16 protein-coding genes are annotated in these 16,141 nt (G+C 65.8%); 6 read left to right on the top strand and 10 right to left on the bottom strand.

All coding sequences use genetic code 11. The features are described from left to right. Window positions 1-182 precede the first annotated feature (182 nt). Window positions 183-953 (bottom strand): uracil-DNA glycosylase family protein, encoded by a 771-nt coding sequence (locus NMB41_RS08220; protein WP_494381977.1) that lies wholly within the window; start codon window positions 951-953, stop codon window positions 183-185. 149 nt (window positions 954-1,102) lie between these two features. On the opposite strand from NMB41_RS08220, the gene NMB41_RS08215 reads away from it, so the two are divergent. After that, window positions 1,103-1,534 (top strand): CBS domain-containing protein, encoded by a 432-nt coding sequence (locus NMB41_RS08215; RefSeq protein ID WP_494381976.1) that lies wholly within the window; start codon window positions 1,103-1,105, stop codon window positions 1,532-1,534. A gap of 71 nt (window positions 1,535-1,605) precedes the next feature. Here NMB41_RS08215 and maiA read toward each other — a convergent pair whose 3' ends face one another. Together maiA and NMB41_RS08205 are read right to left on the bottom strand one after the other, a co-directional pair. Further along, window positions 1,606-2,250, bottom strand: a complete 645-nt coding sequence (gene maiA / locus NMB41_RS08210) for a maleylacetoacetate isomerase (protein WP_494381975.1) — start codon at window positions 2,248-2,250, stop codon at window positions 1,606-1,608. Continuing rightward, a complete protein-coding gene (locus tag NMB41_RS08205) occupies window positions 2,247-3,287 on the bottom strand; it encodes a fumarylacetoacetate hydrolase family protein (protein WP_494381974.1) in 1,041 nt (346 codons plus the stop codon). The genes maiA and NMB41_RS08205 overlap by 4 nt, the downstream gene beginning before the upstream one ends. Window positions 3,288-3,395: 108 nt before the next feature. On the opposite strand from NMB41_RS08205, the gene NMB41_RS08200 reads away from it, so the two are divergent. The 3 genes from NMB41_RS08200 (at window position 3,396) to NMB41_RS08190 (ending at window position 5,275) form a co-directional block, all read left to right on the top strand. After that, window positions 3,396-4,319 carry a LysR family transcriptional regulator gene (locus NMB41_RS08200; RefSeq protein WP_494381973.1) on the top strand — a complete coding sequence of 308 codons (924 nt, stop codon included), beginning with the start codon at window positions 3,396-3,398 and terminating at the stop codon, window positions 4,317-4,319. A gap of 41 nt (window positions 4,320-4,360) precedes the next feature. Next, window positions 4,361-4,930, top strand: coding sequence for a gamma-glutamylcyclotransferase (locus NMB41_RS08195; RefSeq protein WP_494381972.1), 570 nt, complete (start codon window positions 4,361-4,363; stop codon window positions 4,928-4,930). Between the two features lie 96 nt (window positions 4,931-5,026). Continuing rightward, a complete protein-coding gene (locus NMB41_RS08190) occupies window positions 5,027-5,275 on the top strand; it encodes a hypothetical protein (RefSeq protein WP_494381971.1) in 249 nt (82 codons plus the stop codon). Between the two features lie 47 nt (window positions 5,276-5,322). On the opposite strand, the gene NMB41_RS08185 is transcribed toward NMB41_RS08190, so the two are convergent. The 5 genes from NMB41_RS08185 to NMB41_RS08165 form a co-directional block, all read right to left on the bottom strand. Then, on the bottom strand, window positions 5,323-6,450 hold the full coding sequence (locus NMB41_RS08185) for a PA0069 family radical SAM protein (protein ID WP_494382811.1): 1,128 nt from the start codon (window positions 6,448-6,450) through the stop codon (window positions 5,323-5,325). A 107-nt stretch (window positions 6,451-6,557) separates the two neighbouring features. Further along, a complete protein-coding gene (locus tag NMB41_RS08180; protein ID WP_494381970.1) occupies window positions 6,558-7,178 on the bottom strand; it encodes a tRNA-uridine aminocarboxypropyltransferase in 621 nt (206 codons plus the stop codon). A 30-nt stretch (window positions 7,179-7,208) separates the two neighbouring features. Beyond that, window positions 7,209-7,775, bottom strand: coding sequence for an NADPH-dependent FMN reductase (locus NMB41_RS08175; protein ID WP_494381969.1), 567 nt, complete (start codon window positions 7,773-7,775; stop codon window positions 7,209-7,211). An 87-nt stretch (window positions 7,776-7,862) separates the two neighbouring features. Beyond that, window positions 7,863-9,632, bottom strand: coding sequence for a hybrid sensor histidine kinase/response regulator (locus tag NMB41_RS08170; protein WP_494381968.1), 1,770 nt, complete (start codon window positions 9,630-9,632; stop codon window positions 7,863-7,865). A 56-nt stretch (window positions 9,633-9,688) separates the two neighbouring features. After that, window positions 9,689-10,024 (bottom strand): hypothetical protein, encoded by a 336-nt coding sequence (locus NMB41_RS08165; protein WP_494381967.1) that lies wholly within the window; start codon window positions 10,022-10,024, stop codon window positions 9,689-9,691. A gap of 336 nt (window positions 10,025-10,360) precedes the next feature. Between NMB41_RS08165 and NMB41_RS08160 the strand changes: the two genes are divergently transcribed. Further along, window positions 10,361-11,626, top strand: coding sequence for a dienelactone hydrolase family protein (locus NMB41_RS08160; protein WP_494381966.1), 1,266 nt, complete (start codon window positions 10,361-10,363; stop codon window positions 11,624-11,626). A 133-nt stretch (window positions 11,627-11,759) separates the two neighbouring features. After that, window positions 11,760-12,932: an esterase/lipase family protein gene (locus NMB41_RS08155; protein WP_494381965.1), complete on the top strand. Its 1,173-nt coding sequence runs from the start codon at window positions 11,760-11,762 to the stop codon at window positions 12,930-12,932. A 214-nt stretch (window positions 12,933-13,146) separates the two neighbouring features. On the opposite strand, the gene NMB41_RS08150 is transcribed toward NMB41_RS08155, so the two are convergent. Together NMB41_RS08150 and NMB41_RS08145 are read right to left on the bottom strand one after the other, a co-directional pair. Further along, window positions 13,147-14,058, bottom strand: a complete 912-nt coding sequence (locus NMB41_RS08150; protein WP_494381964.1) for a pyridoxal-phosphate dependent enzyme — start codon at window positions 14,056-14,058, stop codon at window positions 13,147-13,149. Between the two features lie 11 nt (window positions 14,059-14,069). Continuing rightward, the gene (locus tag NMB41_RS08145; protein ID WP_494381963.1) at window positions 14,070-15,977 is read right to left on the bottom strand and encodes a hybrid sensor histidine kinase/response regulator; all 1,908 of its coding nucleotides are present in this window, start codon (window positions 15,975-15,977) and stop codon (window positions 14,070-14,072) included. Window positions 15,978-16,141: the final 164 nt, after the last annotated feature.

Genomic DNA, 16,141 nt, shown 5'->3' with positions numbered 1-16,141 from the left:
TGCCCTTGTTCATTTCAGCAAGTCTTCGCGTGTTGCAGTGCGGACCTGATTAGTTGAACGATTTAGTCAAGTATAGCAAATTCGGTGGGGCTTGTCTTGGAGGGGTCCAAAACCGGGAGGTGTCCGGCGGGGCGTTTTCGAGGGCTCGAATAGCCCATTTCATCGCTCCACGCGACGCTTCTCTATCGCAACCGCAGCAATTGCATCGGCCCAAACAGCCGCTGCATCCCCTGGTGCCCGATAAAACTCAGGTTATACGGATGCTCCGCAAGCACCTGCGGCAGTTTTTCCGTCTCCGGCAGCTTACGCAGCTGCTCCGCAATCTTCCCCCACAACACCAGCGTCGGCGGTTCAGAGCGTTCGGCCAGCACGGCCAGCACCGTTTGCAAGAACGGCAGCCAGGCGCGCGCGTCGACCACCGGCGCCACGTGCTTGCGAAACACCAGCGCCGCGTTCAGCAGCAGAAAACCCTGCGCCGTCAGGTTGTCCTGCAGCTGCGTCAGGGTCTGGATCGAGCCGTTCGCCCGCGCGGCAAGCGCCACCGGCCCCATGGCCGCCCCGCCGGTGTCTTCAAGCTGCAATTGCCCGTCCGCCACCAGCAGCATCTTCATGAAGTTGCGCAGCGAGGTCGCCCGGTTGACGGGCTTTGACAACCCGGCCTCGCTCCAGAGTTCGCCGACGGCGCCATCCATGAAGCAGACGCCGGTCGCGCTGTCGGCGCGCGGATACGGCCCCTCCCCCACCAGCACATAGCGCACCCTGTCCAGGGGCTGGGCAAAGGCGGCGAACAGGCGGCCCTGGGTCGGCAGGTAATCGTCGGCGGCCAGGGCCGGCAGGTAGCCGGGATTGGCGGCGGCCACCGCGTCCAGGCCCCGCAGCAAGTGGGGGCGCCAGGACGGGTCGGCCAGGTCGAGCGCCCGGAGAATCGCCTCGGGAATCGGGGAAGTGGTCATGGGTGAAGGTAGCGAAAAAGAGCCGAAATTGTAGCGCGGCCGCGGCTGGCTCGCCGCTAACATTCCGGGCGTCAATCAAACGGGGCAGTTTCGGGAATCAAGGCATATTGACAGCTCTTCCATAAATAACCAGACCAAGGAAACCGCATATGCAAACGATCCAGGACATCATGACCCGCGACGTGCAAACCGTCGCATCGCAAGACACCGTGCAACGCGCCGCCCAGCTGATGGACGAACTCAACGTCGGCGCCATTCCCGTGCTCGACAACGGCAAGCTGGTCGGCATGATCACCGACCGCGACATCACCGTGCGCTCGGTGGCCATCGGCCAGGACCCGCGCTCGACGAAAGTCACCGACGTGATGAGCACCGACGTGCGCACCTGCACCGCCAGCCAGAGCATCGACGACGTGCTGGGCCAGATGGGAGACGTGCAGATCCGCCGCCTGCCGGTGGTCGATGAATCCGGCAAGGTGATCGGCATCGTCTCGCTGGGCGACGTGGCCACCAGCGATGCAGCCGACGTCGACCTCGCGCTCGACGAAATCTCGTCGCCGTCGGAACCGGACCGTTCCTAAGGCGTTCGCACCGGCGCTTGAATAGAAAACGGCGGACGCTCGAAAGCGTCCGCCGTTTGTCATTGCGCCGCTTACTCCGCGTCCGGCTGCTTCGACGGATGCGCGCCGGCGAAGGCCGGCATGTCCACGCACAGCGCATAAATGCGTGCAATGTTCGGGTAGGCAGCGATATCGATGTCGAAACGCTGCGCATTGAACACTTGCGGCACCAGGAAGCAGTCGGCGATCGTCGGCGACTGGCCGTGGCAGAACGGGCCGGCGGCCGGGTCGCGCGCCAGGTGGGCTTCCAGGCCGGCCAGGCCCTCGCTGATCCAGTGGCGGATCCAGGCGGTCTTCTGCTCTTCGGTAACCTTGAACTCGTGCACCAGGTGGCGCAGCACGCGCAGGTTGTTCAGCGGGTGGATGTCGCAGCCGATGATCTGCGCCAGCTCGCGGACTCTGGCACGGCCGGCGACGTCCTGCGGCAGCAGGGGCACGGCCGGGAAGCGTTCCTCCAGGTATTCGATGATCGCCATCGACTGCGTCAGCGTGATGCGCTCGTCCTGGAAGGCCGGGACCAGGCCGCTCGGATTGATGCGGCGGTATTCTTCCTGGCGCTGCTGGCCGCCGTCTTTCAGCAGGTGGACGGGGATGGCCTCGTAGCCCAGGCCCTTCAGGTTCAGGGCGATCCGCACCCGGTAGGCGGCGGAGCTGCGGAAATAGGTATAGAGCTTCATTCTTTCCTCCCGTGGTGGTGCGCGCCATGGTAATGCGCCACTTCGTGGTCGATGGCACCAAAAATACTCTCTCCGGCGGCGTCCAGCATCTCGATGCGCACGCTGTCGCCGAAGCGCAGGAATGGCGTTTTCGGCGCGCCATGTTCAATGGTTTCGTACATCCGCACTTCGGCCAGGCAGCAATAGCCGACGCCGCCGTTGGCGATAGAGGACCCGTGCAGGCCGCCCTGCTTGTTCGACACCGTGCCCGAGCCGATGATGCTGCCGGCGCCCAGTTCGCGTGTCTTGGAAGCATGCGCGATCAGTTGCGCGAAGCTGAAGGTCATGTCTTCGCCCGCATTCGGCTTGCCGAAGGGTTCGTCGTTGATCGTGACCAGCAGCGGCAGGCACAGCTTGCTGTCACGCCAGTCGGCGCCAAGCTCGTCGGGCGTGACCGCGACCGGCGAAAACGCGCTGGCCGGCTTGGACTGGTAAAAGCCGAAGCCCTTGGCCAGTTCGTTCGGAATCAGGTTGCGCAGCGAAACGTCGTTGACCAGCATGACGAGGCGGATCGCGCTTGCGGCCTGCTCGAGGCTGGCGCCCATCGGCACGTCGCCGGTGACGACCGCCACTTCCGCTTCCAGGTCGACGCCCCAGTCCTCGCTCAGGACGGCAATCGCATCGCAGGGGCCGATGAAGGAATCGCCGCCGCCCTGGTACATCAGCGGATCGGTATAGAAGGAGGCCGGCACGTCGGCATTCCTCGCCTTGCGCACCAGTTCGACGTGGTTGATGTAGGCCGAACCGTCGGCCCACTGGTAGGCGCGCGGCAGCGGCGAATGGCACTCCATGTCGATGAAGGATTCGGCCTTGTCGGCGGTGCCGGCATTCAGGCGGCTGTAGACGGCCTCGAGCTGGGGCTTGACGGCATCCCAGTCGTCGAGCGCAGCTTGCAGGGTGCGCGCGATTTTCGGGACGGCCTGGCAGGTGACGAGGTCACGGCTGACGACGACCAGCGTACCGTCGCGGCCGCCAATCTTGAGTGTGGCGAGTTTCATGGCGTTTCCTTCGTCTGATGGTTGCATCGATGCGTTGTTGCCGCCATTAAAAATGAATTCGGACTATCATACAAACAATATTTTTCGCCCGATTTATCGGACTATCTTATGAATCCAACCCTGCGCCAGATGCGTGCGTTCGTGGCGCTCGCCAAGACCGGACACTTTACGTCGGCCGCCCAGTACATGCACGTCACACAATCGGCCTTGTCGGGTTTGATCAAGGAGCTCGAACAGACGCTCGGTGCGCGCGTGGTGGACCGCTCCACGCGGCGCATCGTATTGACGGACATCGGCCGCGAGCTGTATCCGCTATTTAGCCAGATGATCGATGACCTCGACGGTGCGCTGGCGAACGTGGCGGACCATACGCAGCTGCGAAAAGGCGTGGTGCGCATCGCCGCGCCGCAATTGATGTGCTGCACCCTGGTGCCCGAAGCCGTGGCCGCCTACCGTGCCGATTTTCCGGACATCGATGTCCGGGTGGCCGACTGCGCCGTCGACAACGTGATCGCGCGCGTGCTCTCGGGCGAATCGGATTTCGGCATCGGCCCGGAACGCGAAGCCCTCCCCCAGCTGGAAGCGCGCGAACTGTTCGAGATGCCCTTCTCGCTCGTCTTCCCGCAGGGCCACCCCCTGGAGGCGAACGAGCGCGTCACCTGGCAGGACGTGGCGCGCTACCCCTTCATCGCCCTGCAGGGACAATTCACCCACCGCCTGCTGACCGACATGCAGGCCTTGCTGCGCGAAGTGCCCCTGAAACCCGCCAACGAAGTGACCTTCATGACGACCGCGCTGGCCATGGTCAGCGCCGGGCTCGGCATCACGGTCTGCCTGCCGTATGCCGAGCCGCTGGTGCGCCTGCACAAGCTGCATATGCGCCCGCTCGAGGAACCGCGCCTGACGCGCCGCTTTTTCGTCTACACGCGCAGCAGCCGCTCGCTCTCCCCGGCGGCCGAAAGCTTCATCGATTTCCTGTTTCCGTATGTGGACGCCATGCGCGGCCAGGCTAGAGGCCAGCCGGCGGCGTGACGGGATAGAATCGGCGCATTGCATTTGCAGGAGCAGCACGGATGTCCCACAACACCATCGCCATCAACCAGCGCATGGACAAATTCGACGGCCACCATGAAGTCTGGCTGTTCGGCTACGGCTCGCTGATCTTCAAGGCTGACTTCCCTTTCCTCGAACGGCGCCCGGCCAGCATCGCGGGCTGGACACGCCGCTTCTGGCAAGGCTCGCACGACCATCGCGGCACCGAGACCGCGCCGGGACGCGTCGTGACGCTGGTGCCCGAACCCGGCGCCGTCTGCCACGGCATGGCCTACCTGGTCACGCCCGAAGAGTTCGCCCACCTCGACCACCGCGAAAAGAATGGCTACCTGCGCCTGGCGATCGACATTCATTTCGATGATGGCGGCAGCGTGGAGGGACTGGTCTATATCGCGACACACGAGAACGCCGCCTTCCTGGGACCGGCGACCGAGCGCGAGATCGCGCAGCAAATTGCCGGCGCGCGCGGCCCGAGCGGGCCGAATAGCGAATACCTGCTGGAACTGGCCAGGGCCTTGCGTGCGCTCGGCAAGGACGATGCGCATGTGTATGAGATCGAGCGGCATCTTGAGGAGCTCAGCAAGAGCTGAGCCTGCGTCCGCCGCATTGCGCAGCGAGCCGCGCCATCGCGCCGGATGCGGCAGGCCTTACAATGCGGCCTGGACTCTCATTTATACAATGCTCATATGGACACCAAAGATCAGCGTTACCTCGTTCAACAAAACAAGATTGCCGACGGCGACAAGAAGCCGCCCGTGTTTGCCAAGGTCATGCGCAGCAAGGAAGGCAAGTTCGAAGGCGTTTCCTTCATCAAGAACAAGGAAAAGGCCACCATCATGACGGTGGACGAAGCCCAGGAAGTCATGGACTGGGCCGCCAGCAAGAAGAGCAATGCGAAGGAATACGCGACCAAGGTGATCTGCCTGGGACAGTAACCCCTGTTAAACGCTGGCCGGCGCTCACGCCCGGGCAGCGCCTGCCTTCAGAACAAATCCAGCTGCCCCGCCTTCTTGCTGCCCGCCTTGCCAACCGCCGCCGGCACCACCAGCGGCCGCCGGAACTGCGAGTTATCCAGCCGTTCGAAGCGGCTGCCCAGCTTGCCCAATCCCAGCCGCTCGACGGTCTTGGTGAAGCGCTGGCGGATCAAATCGGCCCATACGCCCTCTCCCACCATTCGCTTGCCGAAATCGCTGTCGTAATCCTTCCCGCCGCGCATTTCGCGCACGCGGTTCATCACGCGCTGGGCCCGTTCCGGGAAATGCGTTTCCAGCCATTGCTGGAACAGTGGATTGACCTCGAAAGGCAGGCGCAGGACGGTGTAATGGGCGCTGACGGCGCCGGCGTCGCGCGCCGCTTCGAGGATGCGTTCGATCTCCGGCTCGGTAACGAAGGGAATGATCGGCGCCACGCTCACGCTCACCGGAATGCCGGCTTCGGTCAGGGTACGGATGGTGCGCAGGCGCCGCGCCGGAGCGGCGGCGCGCGGCTCCAGCGTGCGCGAGATTTCAGAGTCGAGCGTGGTGAGCGTGATCGCCGCGCAGGCCTGGCCCTTGGCCGCCATGGGCGCGAGCAGGTCGATGTCGCGCTCGATCAGGGAGGACTTGGTGATCATGCCGACCGGGTGCTGGCATTCGCTCAGCACTTCCAGCACCTGGCGCGTCAGGCGGTACTCGCGCTCGCAGGGTTGATAAGCGTCGGTATTCACGCCGATGGCGATGTGCTCGGGTTTGTACCCAGGATGAGCCAGCTCGCGGCGCAGCAGCTCGGCGGCGTTCACCTTGGCGAAGAGCCGGCTTTCGAAGTCGAGCCCCGGAGACAGGCCGAGGTAGCTGTGCGTGGGCCGCGCGAAGCAATAGATGCAGCCATGCTCGCAGCCGCGGTAGGGGTTGAGCGACACATTAAAAGGGATGTCGGGCGAGGCATTGCGCGAGAGGATGCTCTTCGCGAGCTCGTCCGTCACCTGGGTTTTGAAGGGGGCGGCGTCGCCGAGCTCGATGCCGGGCTCCCAGCCGTCTTCGAAGGCTTCGCGTCCGTTGACTTCATAGCGGCCCTGCATGTTCGATACGGCGCCGCGTCCCTTGCGCGCCGCGAGTGGACGCGGCGGCAGCATGGCCTGCTCGGCACTGTATTCCCGGTCGATCGTTCGCTCGCGGAGTTCCATAAAGACACCTTATACTGTATGTTTATACAGTATGGTACGCCGCCCCGGGTTTGAACTCAAGCCTCCCGCGTGCGCGGGGCGTGCGCAGGCACAAAAGCGGCCTGTTGTTGCACGAATCCGTCAAACGCATCGAAGAGCGGCGTGACGGCCGCCATGTCGCCGCTGACCTGGCCGAGGGCGTGGGCGGCGGCTTCCAGGCTCGACAGCTGGTCCGCGGCGTGGGCCTTGCGGATGCGGTAGCCGGAGGCCGGCATGTCAACCAGCGCCAGGCGCGGCAGGCGCTGCAAGGCGGGATTCAGGTGCAGCATCTTGCGGCTTTTACGCCAGGTGGCGTCGAGCACGACGATCAAGAGCTGCTCCGGCGGGGGCAAACTGTCTGCGGCCGCGGCATTCGCCCCTGGCGTTTCCGGATACAGCAGCACCGGGGTGCGGCCGTCGGCGTGAAGCAAGGCGTCCAGCGTAGCTGCCTCGAACGCTTCGCCTACGGCCAGCCGGCTGCCACTGACGCACAGGTGCAGCAGGCGCGCGCTGTTCTTGGCGTTCGCCACTTCCAGCGGATGCTGCAGGATCAGGAGCCCGGCCGGCAGCGCGAGCGGCCGCACCCAGGCGCAGATGCAGGCCGATTGCGCGCGCAGGCAAGCCGCGCATGTACTACGGCGGGGAGAAGACACGGTCATCGAAAGGGCGCGCAAAAGGCGCCGATTGTATCAGCCAGGACTTTGCCGCAGCGGCGCCAGCGCCCGGCTCCAGGCCACCACCTGCTCGAGCATCGCATCGACCGATTTGGCGTGGTGCGCGGCCGGCTTGAAGACCGACATCTTTTCGAAGTCGGTGAACAGCGACAGCATCACCTGGGCGCGCACGTCGGCCACCATCAGTTCGCCCATCACCAGGCGCAGGCTTTCGACCGCGCGCGTGCCGCCCGCGCTTCCGTAGCTGACAAAACCGGCCGCCTTGTTGTTCCATTCTTTATAGAGAAAATCGATGGCGTTCTTCAGCGCGCCCGGGATGCCGTGGTTGTATTCCGGCGTGACGAACACGAAGCCGTCGAATTGCGCGATTTTTTCGGCCCAGGCGATGGTGTGCGGCTTCGAATACTGGTCCATCGCGGGCGGCACCGGCTCGTCCAGCAGCGGCAAACTGAAATCCTGCAGGTCGACCAGTTCGAAGGTCGCATCGCTGCGCTTGACTGCCGTTTCCATCACCCAGCGCGCCACATCGAGCGCCTTGCGCCCGGGACGGGTACTGCCGACAATTACCGCTACCTTGACCATGCCAATCTCCTCGCGACAAATCCGGGAATAGCCCCGCTGCCGATTCTAGTGAAGTCGCGCCGCCCGCCGCGCCGCCTTGCCGCCGGGTTACTCCTGCGGGACCAGGCCGCCGAGCAGCCCGACCGCCTGGGCGATGTCATAGGGCTTGGCCAGGATCGGCACGTTCGGCAGGGCCACGCGGCGCTCGGTATAACCCGTGGCCAGCACCACCGGCAGCTGCGGCCAGCGGCGGCGCACGGCGCGCGCCAGGTCGATCCCGCTGATCCCGCCCGGCATGACGACGTCGGAGAACACGACGTCGACCTCAAGTCCGCCGTCAAGCAGCGCCAGCGCCGCGTCGCCATTCTCGGCCACCCGCACCGAGAAGCCGGCCTGGCGCAGGCCGCCGGCCACCGCTTCGCGCACCAGGGGGTCGTCTTCCACGAACAGCACGCTGCCGCTGGCCTGGCCGAGCACCGCCGGCGCCTCGTGCACGGCCGGCGCCGGCGTGGCGTCGGCGCGCGGAAGGTAGATGTGCACGCGCGTGCCGCGTCCCGGCGCGCTGTCGATCGTCAATAATCCGTGCGCCTGGGTGGCGAAGGCATAGGCCTGCGGCAGGCCCAGGCCCGTGCCCTCGCCCGGCGCCTTGGTCGTGTAGAAGGGGTCGAGCGCGTGCGCCAGCACCTCGGGCGACATGCCGATGCCGGTGTCGATGACAGTCAAATGCAGGTAGTCGCCCGGCGCCAGGCCCTGGGGCGGCGCGTTCAGGGTGGCGTTGCGCACGCAGATGCGCAGGATGCCGCCGCCCTCCATCGCGTCGCGGGCATTGATCGCCAGGTTCAGCAAGGCCAGGTCGAACTGGAGCGGCTCGACCGTCACGGGCCACAGGTCGGGCGCGAAGTCGGTGTCGATGGCAACGGTCTCGCCGACGCCGCCGCGAATGAGCTGCAGCGCGCTTTCCAGCTGCAGCAGCGGGTCGATCGTCAGCAGGCGCCCTTCCTGCACCCGGCCGAAGGAGCCGAGCTGGCCGGTGAGTTTGGTGGCGCGCCCGACGGTGCGCTTGCAGGTGTCGATCAGGCCTTGCAGCTTGGGGTCCTTGGCCAGCATCGCGCCCAGTTGCAGCGCGGTGGTGAGCGTTTGCAGCAGGTTGTTGAATTCGTGGGCGATGCCGGCCGTCAGGCGCCCGAGCGACTCCAGGCGCTGGCTCTTGAGCAAGGCGCCCTGGGCCTGCTCGGTGGCGCGGATCGCCTCGTTCACGCGCTGCTCGAGCTCGCGCTGCGAACGGCGGATCTGCTTACTGGCTTCGGTCATGCGCCGCGCGACGTTGTCGATTTCTTCCAGCCCGTGGGGATGGTAGGCAACCTCTTCGCCATTGCCGAGGCGGTCTGCGCAGCGCCCCAGGTATTCGATCGGCGCCGTGGCCCGCTGCGCGAACCAGCGCCCGGCCGCCACGGCCGCCACCAGCAGCACGGCCATGATCCCGGCCAGCAGCGCCGCCGCTTCGATCGGCACGCGGCGCAGCTCGGCCGTCGGGATGCTGATCAGGACCTTCCAGCCGATGTTCGGCACCATGCTGGCCAGGGCGCGCACGGGGACGCCGTCGAGGGTGTGACCGTCGAAAGCGACAGCGCCCTGGGCTGCGCCGATGCGCTGCCGGGTTTCCTCACGCAGCAGCTTGCCGACATATTGCGCGGCATCGCGCGAGCGGGCGACGATCCGGCCATTGCGGTCGGCGAAGGTAGCGATCCAGGTCGATGGAAACTGCTGGCGCGCCAGCAGTTGCTGGACGATGCCGACGTGCAGGCCCAGCAGCAGGTGGTAGCGCACCTGGCCCTCGACGCGCACCGGCACCTGCATCATGAAATCGTAACGGCGCACCGGCGGCGCATAAAAGATGTCGGAGACCAGCGTATTGTCCGCGCCGAAGCGCGCGCTCAGCGCCGGCAGGTTGGACGGTCGCGCCCCGGCACGATGCTGCCCAACGGACGCCGCGTATTCAGGACCGTCTTGCCCACCATGTCGTAAAGAATCGCCACCGCGCCCACGCCCTCGGCCGCGCGCCGCGCGTGCGCATAAAACTCGTCCATGTCGCCTTCCTGCAGCGCCGGCGAGACCGCCAGCGTGCGCAGGATGCCTTCCTGATGCCGCATCTCTTTGTCTATAAGCAACGCAAACGCGTGACCGGTTTCCGCGACACCGCGCTCCTGGTCCTTTTGTTGTTCGACGTAGACATAGGCCACCGCCAGCGCCGCGCCGATGAAGGCCGGCACGAGGATGGCGACAACCAGGATCAGGAGCCGGTTCCGAAATCGCAGGCCTTGTCCCTATGGTGGCGGGGCCTCCCCGCAACTAGCCTGCCGGACGCCCGCCGGCGCCGCGGCGAGCGCTGAAAAAACGGCAATCTTGCCCGCTTGCCCACGCTTATTTATCGCTGCGGCATGCGCTCGCCCGTGTTCATTATTGATGTAGATGAGCATCTTTGCCACACACAAAAATTTAGCTCTGGAATTGCCTAAACGGATATTGCTCTGGCCTTGCGAGGTGCCTAGAATCAATTCATTCCTTCCAGCAATTCTGTCGCACCGGCAGGCATTCCAGAGTTTCCCATGATTAGAGTTCGTCCCTCTGTTCGCAAGATTACCACCGCACTGCTCGCCAGTTTGGTCATGCTGCCGGGCATCGCTATCCAGCAGGAACTCGAGCTCGACTACCGCATGAACGAACAGATCGTGCAGGTGCCGGGCGGGCTGGAACACCGCGCCATGCTGGAGACGACCGTGTTCCGTCCGAACGGTCCCGGCCCCTTCCCGCTGCTCGTGATCAACCATGGCAAGGACCCGGGACGCCCGAGTTCCCAGCCGCGCGACCGCTTCTATCACATGGCCACCGCCTTCGTGAAACGCGGCTATGCGGTGATGGTGCCGATGCGCCAGGGCTTCGCCAACTCGACCGGGCGCTACCGCGACCGCGGCTGCGACATGACCGCCAATGGCTACCTGCAGGCGGACGACATCCGTTCGACGATCGAGTATGCGCGCAGCCAGACCTGGATCGATGCCAGGCACATCGTCGTGGCAGGCCAGTCCTACGGCGGCCTGGCGACGATGGCGCTCGGCACCCAGGACTTGCCCGGCGTGCGCGGTTTGATCAATTTCGCGGGCGGCCTGCGCGACGACAGCGACCGCTGCGCCTGGCGCTCGGCGCTGGTCTCGGCCTTTGCCGAGTACGGCGCCAACAGCCGCGTGCCGAGCCTGTGGATGTATGGCGAGAACGATTCGCTGTTCGGCCCGGACCTGGCGAACCGCCTGCACGAAGCCTTCATCCAGGCCGGCGGCAAGGCGCGCCTGGTCGAGTTCCCCTCGTTCAAGCGCGACGCCCACGGCATGCTGGCCAGCCGCGACGGCGAAAAAATCTGGCTGGACGACACCGTGCGCTTCCTGAAAAGCGTCGGCATGCCGACCGAGGTCGTCCACAGCGTGCCGCCGCCACCGACCCCGCCGCGCACCGAGTTCGCCAAACTGGAGGACGTCGACGCCGTGCCCTTCCTGTCGGAAAACGGCCGCCGCGCCTACGCCGACTATCTCACCAAGCTGACCCCGCGCGCCTTTGCCGTCTCGCCGAGCGGCGCCTGGACCTGGGCCGAGGAAGGCGAAGCGCCGGATGCGCGCGCATTGGCTACCTGTTCCGCGAAAAGCAGCCAGCCGTGCAAGCTGTATTCGATCGACGATTACATCGTCTGGAACGGCAATCGTATCGATGCCGCCGACAAGGCCAGCATGACGGCAGCGATTGCAGCGCCGGCAGATGCGAGTGCGCCGGGCGCGGTCGGTAGTACTGTGCCCGCAGCCAACACGGTCCCGACGGCAAAATAATTCGTTTCGTCAAGCCGAAGGCGCACCATATTGGTGCGCCGCGCTTGCTTTCCCCGCCCAGGCTCGACCTGGCGCAAACTCGTCCTCCTGCTCAGCTCCGACAATCGAACACTCGACCTCTCGGAGTGTTTCCATGCCGCGCTTTTTCCGGACCGTCTTCACTGCGTGCAGCCTGCTACTGGCGCTGGCCAGCCCCGCCCGCGCTGCGAACAACGATCCGGTCGTGCTGGTGCACGGCTTCCTCGGTTTCGGTCCCGAGCAATTCCCGCGCAGTGGTTTCCTGTACTGGGGCGGCAAGGGCGACGTCGCCGCCCACCTGCGCACCTACAAGGGCCCGCACATGGTCTACACCGCCGTCGTCGGCGCCATCTCCAGCAACCGCGAGCGCGCCGCCGAGCTGTACGCCCAGCTCAAGGGCGGCTGCGTCGATTACGGGGCCGGGCGCATCGAGACAGACGGCACGGCGAAGACCATCAAATGCTGGGCAGCCGACCCGGCCAACAATCCGCAAGGCTACCCGCTCGCGCTGCACCCCGGTTGGGACGCGGAGCATCCGCTGCACATGATCGGCCACAGCCAGGGCGGCACCACGATCCGGGCGCTGGTCGAATTGCTCGAGCACGGCGACGTCAACGCCGGCAATGGCGAGCTCTACCGCGGCGGCAAGACCGGCTGGATCCGCAGCGTCACCACGATCTCGACGCCGCACAACGGCACCACCCTGCGCGACGCCGTCCTCGACATCCTGCCCGAGCTGCGCTCGCCGCTGCGCGACTGGTTCCTGGCCGACCTCGCCAACTGGGAGCTCGCCCCTGACGGCGCGCGCAATTTCAACGCCTGGGCGCGCACCTCGCCCGCCGTCTATTATTTTTCGATCGGCACCCAGGCCACCGAAGCGGGCGCCCTGTGCTGCAACGGCACCGACCGGATGATCGCGCCGCTGCAGAACCGCTACTACCAGTACCCGCGCGAGGACATGTTCAGCTATTACAAAAGCTATGCCGGCGAATGGATCGTGCCGTCGATGCTGCAGCACGGGATGGGCGGCTATACCCAGGACACGCCGGGACGGGTGCGCATCGACCGCAACTGGTTTGCCAACGACGGCGTCGTCAACACGGCCAGCATGCGCGCGCCGGCGGGACATCCGGTGCGCGATTTCGATGGCGTGCCGGTCAAGGGGAGCTGGAATTATTTGGGGACTTACCGGGGGTATGACCACTTCGACGTGTTGAACTGGCCGAACAAGGGGCCGTCGGCGGACGTGATTTATGAGCGGGTCAGCGATATTTTGTTTGGGCTGTGAGCGACGGGATGTGGGGCTGTCGCCTGTTCTGCTATCGCTCGTTTGAATCCGCGTGGGCACGGGTGCCCACCCTACGGGACACGCTACGTATCGGGTCTCGTATGATCTCGCAGTTAACGTTGACCGTAGGGTGGGCACCCCGTGCCCACGCGGACGAAACGAACCACGCACGGCACACGCAACAGCGCCACTCCTCCCGCATTGGCGCCTTCGCTTAACGAAGCTGAAGATCCCACGCCTGCAACTGCGCCACGGTCGCCGTAGCGCCCCCGCAAACAATCACGAGCACATTCTCGAACCCGGCGAGCGGCCCATCGGCCTGGTAAGCCAGCGCCAACGCCGCCCCACAAGCCGGCTCCACCACCACCCGATGATCATCCATGAAACGCAAACAAGCGGCGACGGCCTCGCGGTCCGTCACCACGACCGGCCTGACCGGATGCGTCCGCGCCAATTCGAACGCATGCTGCGACACCTTGCGCGCCCCCAGCGAGGTGGCAATGCTGGAGATCGCTGGCAGTTCAACCCGCTCCCCCGCCGCCAGCGACTGCGCATACGAATCCGCGCCCACCGTCTCGACCGCGAACACGGGCAGATCGTTCCAGCCCTGCCTGCGCAAGCCCGCCACCACGCCGCTGAGCAGCCCGCCGCCGCCGACGGCCAGCACCACCGCGTCCGGCCGCACGCCCTCCTGCGCGACCTCGTCGATCATGCCGGCGTGTCCCTCCCACAGCAGCGGATCGTCGAAGGGGTGAATAAAAGCGTCGTGCGCGCCGAGCAGCAACTGTGCGTGGGCGTTCGCTTCCTGGAAGGACAGGCCGTGCACGAGCACATCGGCGCCTTCGCGCGCCAGCAGCGAACGCGCGCGTTCGCTCGTCGTTTCCGGCACCACGACCAGCACCGGCAAGCCGAGCCGGCGTCCGGCATTGGCCGCCGCCAGTCCCGCATTGCCGCCGGACGAAGCGACGATGCGCCGGGCGCCACGTGCCGCATGGGTTGCGCAGGCGTGGCCGATGCCGCGCAGCTTGAACGAGCCGCTCGGCTGCAGCGCTTCCATCTTCAGCCAGACACGCGCGCCCGGGAAAGCGGTTGAGGCCAGCAGCGGCGTGGCGATATGCAGGGCCATGGCCGGCCGCCTTACACCGCGGTGCGCAAGGCGCGCGCCAGGTCGGCCAGGCGGTAGGGCTTGCCGACGAGGGCGAAATCGTCCAGGTTGGCGTCGGCCAGCGTGAGCGCCGGCAGCGGATAGCCCGAGGCCAGGATGATCTTCACATGCGGGTAATGCGCACGCGTATGGTTCGCCAGCGCCAGGCCGTTCATCCCGTCCGGCATGATGATGTCGGTGAACAGGATGTCGACCGGGCGGCTGGCCAGCAGCTGCAGCGCCTCGTTGCCGCTCGACGCGTTCACAACGTCATAGCCCATGCTGATGTAGAGCGCCGCGGCCACGTCCATCAGGTCGGGTTCGTCCTCGACGATCAGGACCAGCTCGGCGCTGTTCTTGGGCGCCGCCTCGCCATCCTGGCCGGGCGCTGACGGCAGGAAGATGGAGATTGCCGTGCCCTCGCCGGGCGAAGAGCCGATCACGACTTCGCCGCCGGACTGCTTGATGAAGCCGTAGACCTGCGACAGCCCCAGGCCCGTCCCCTTGCCCACCTTCTTGGTCGTGTAGAAGGGTTCGAACGCGCGCGTCACCGTCTCGGGCGACATGCCGGTGCCGGTGTCGGTGACCGTCACCCGCACATAGGGGCCAGGCGCGAGGCCACGCACTTCGCGATTGGCCAGTTCGATGTTGGCCGTCTCGATTTGCAGGTGGCCGCCCTCAGGCATGGCGTCGCGCGCGTTGACGACCAGGTTCAAAATCGCCGACTCGAAACGGGCGCTGTCGATGACGGTGCTGCGCACCTGCGGGTCGAGCCGCACCTGGAAATCGATGGCGGCATTCACGGCGCGCCGCAGCACCGATTCGAAACCGGAAATGAGGCGGTTCACGTTCTGCGTTTCAGGCTGCAGCGGCTGCTGGCGCGCGAAGGCCAGCAGTTGCTGGGTCAGCGTGGCGCCGCGGTCGACCGCACGGCGCATGCTCTCGTAGGTCTTGCTGTCGGCGTTGCCGCCGCGTCCCAGGGCCAGCACTTCGAGGCCGCTGGCCAGCACCGACAGCAGGTTGTTGAAGTCGTGCGCGATGCCGCCGGTGAGCTGGCCGATCGATTCCATCTTCTGCGCCTGGAACAGCGCCGCATTCGCCTCGGCCAGGGCGGCGTCGGCCTTCTTTTTCTCGGTCAGGTCGCGCGTGATCTTGGCAAAGCCGATCAGTTCGCCCATGTCGTCGCGGATGGCGTCGATCACGACGTGGGCCCAGAAGCGGGTACCATCGCGGCGCAGGCGCCAGCCTTCGGCCTCGTAGCGGCCGTCGCGAGCGGCGGTGTCGAGCGCCCGTTGCGGCCTGCCGTCGGCCAGGTCTTCCTCGGTGTAAAAACGCGAAAAATGCTGGCCCACGATCTCGTCGGCCTGGTAGCCCTTGATGCGCTCGGCGCCGACGTTCCAGTTGCTGACCGTGCCCTCCGGCGAGAGCATGTAGATGGCATAGTCGGTCACGCCCTGCACCAGCAGGCGGAAGCGTTCCTCGCTGGCGCGCAGCGCCTGCTCGGCCTGGCGCTTGTCGGTGATGTCGCGCGTGATCTTGGCGTAGCCCAGCAGCGTGCCCTGTTCGTCGTAGATCGGGTCGATCACGACGCTGGCCCAGAAGCGCGTGCCGTCCTGGCGCATGCGCCAGCCTTCGGCTTCGTACTTGCCCTCGACCAGGGCGGTGGCCAGCGCCCGCTGCGGCAGGCTGGAGGCGCGGTCCTCGGGCGTATAGAAGCGCGAGAAATGCTCGCCCAGGATCTCCGGCGCCAGGTAGCCCTTGAAGCGCTGAGCGCCGGCGTTCCAGCTGCTGACGTGGCCGTCGGGGTCGAGCATGTAGATCGCGTAATCGCTGATTCCGGAGATCAGGTACTGGAAGCGCTGTTCGTCGGTCAGCTTCTTGGGGGCGACGCGATTGTTCATGGACTCGATCGGTTAGGGTAGCGGTTAACGTCCCATCATAAACCGAAACGGCCGCTCCCTGCCACGCGAAGCTTGCCAGCAGATCCATGCTCTTGCCGAACGGTCAAGCGCCGATCGGCTCAAAAAGCTTGCCGTTCGTCTCCACCTGGCAAGGCTGGCGGGAC

The organism is Massilia sp. FBCC-B171 (genome assembly GCF_059134155.1).
This window is presented reverse-complemented; position numbering and strand designations above follow the sequence as displayed.

Coding starts and splice junctions, on each gene's coding strand:
- NMB41_RS08220 (WP_494381977.1), bottom strand. CDS start 953: ATGACCACTTCCCCGATTCCCGAGGCGATTCTCCGGGCGCTCGACCTG.
- NMB41_RS08215 (WP_494381976.1), top strand. CDS start 1,103: ATGCAAACGATCCAGGACATCATGACCCGCGACGTGCAAACCGTCGCA.
- maiA (WP_494381975.1), bottom strand. CDS start 2,250: ATGAAGCTCTATACCTATTTCCGCAGCTCCGCCGCCTACCGGGTGCGG.
- NMB41_RS08205 (WP_494381974.1), bottom strand. CDS start 3,287: ATGAAACTCGCCACACTCAAGATTGGCGGCCGCGACGGTACGCTGGTC.
- NMB41_RS08200 (WP_494381973.1), top strand. CDS start 3,396: ATGAATCCAACCCTGCGCCAGATGCGTGCGTTCGTGGCGCTCGCCAAG.
- NMB41_RS08195 (WP_494381972.1), top strand. CDS start 4,361: ATGTCCCACAACACCATCGCCATCAACCAGCGCATGGACAAATTCGAC.
- NMB41_RS08190 (WP_494381971.1), top strand. CDS start 5,027: ATGGACACCAAAGATCAGCGTTACCTCGTTCAACAAAACAAGATTGCC.
- NMB41_RS08185 (WP_494382811.1), bottom strand. CDS start 6,450: ATGCTGCCGCCGCGTCCACTCGCGGCGCGCAAGGGACGCGGCGCCGTA.
- NMB41_RS08180 (WP_494381970.1), bottom strand. CDS start 7,178: ATGACCGTGTCTTCTCCCCGCCGTAGTACATGCGCGGCTTGCCTGCGC.
- NMB41_RS08175 (WP_494381969.1), bottom strand. CDS start 7,775: ATGGTCAAGGTAGCGGTAATTGTCGGCAGTACCCGTCCCGGGCGCAAG.
- NMB41_RS08160 (WP_494381966.1), top strand. CDS start 10,361: ATGATTAGAGTTCGTCCCTCTGTTCGCAAGATTACCACCGCACTGCTC.
- NMB41_RS08155 (WP_494381965.1), top strand. CDS start 11,760: ATGCCGCGCTTTTTCCGGACCGTCTTCACTGCGTGCAGCCTGCTACTG.
- NMB41_RS08150 (WP_494381964.1), bottom strand. CDS start 14,058: ATGGCCCTGCATATCGCCACGCCGCTGCTGGCCTCAACCGCTTTCCCG.
- NMB41_RS08145 (WP_494381963.1), bottom strand. CDS start 15,977: ATGAACAATCGCGTCGCCCCCAAGAAGCTGACCGACGAACAGCGCTTC.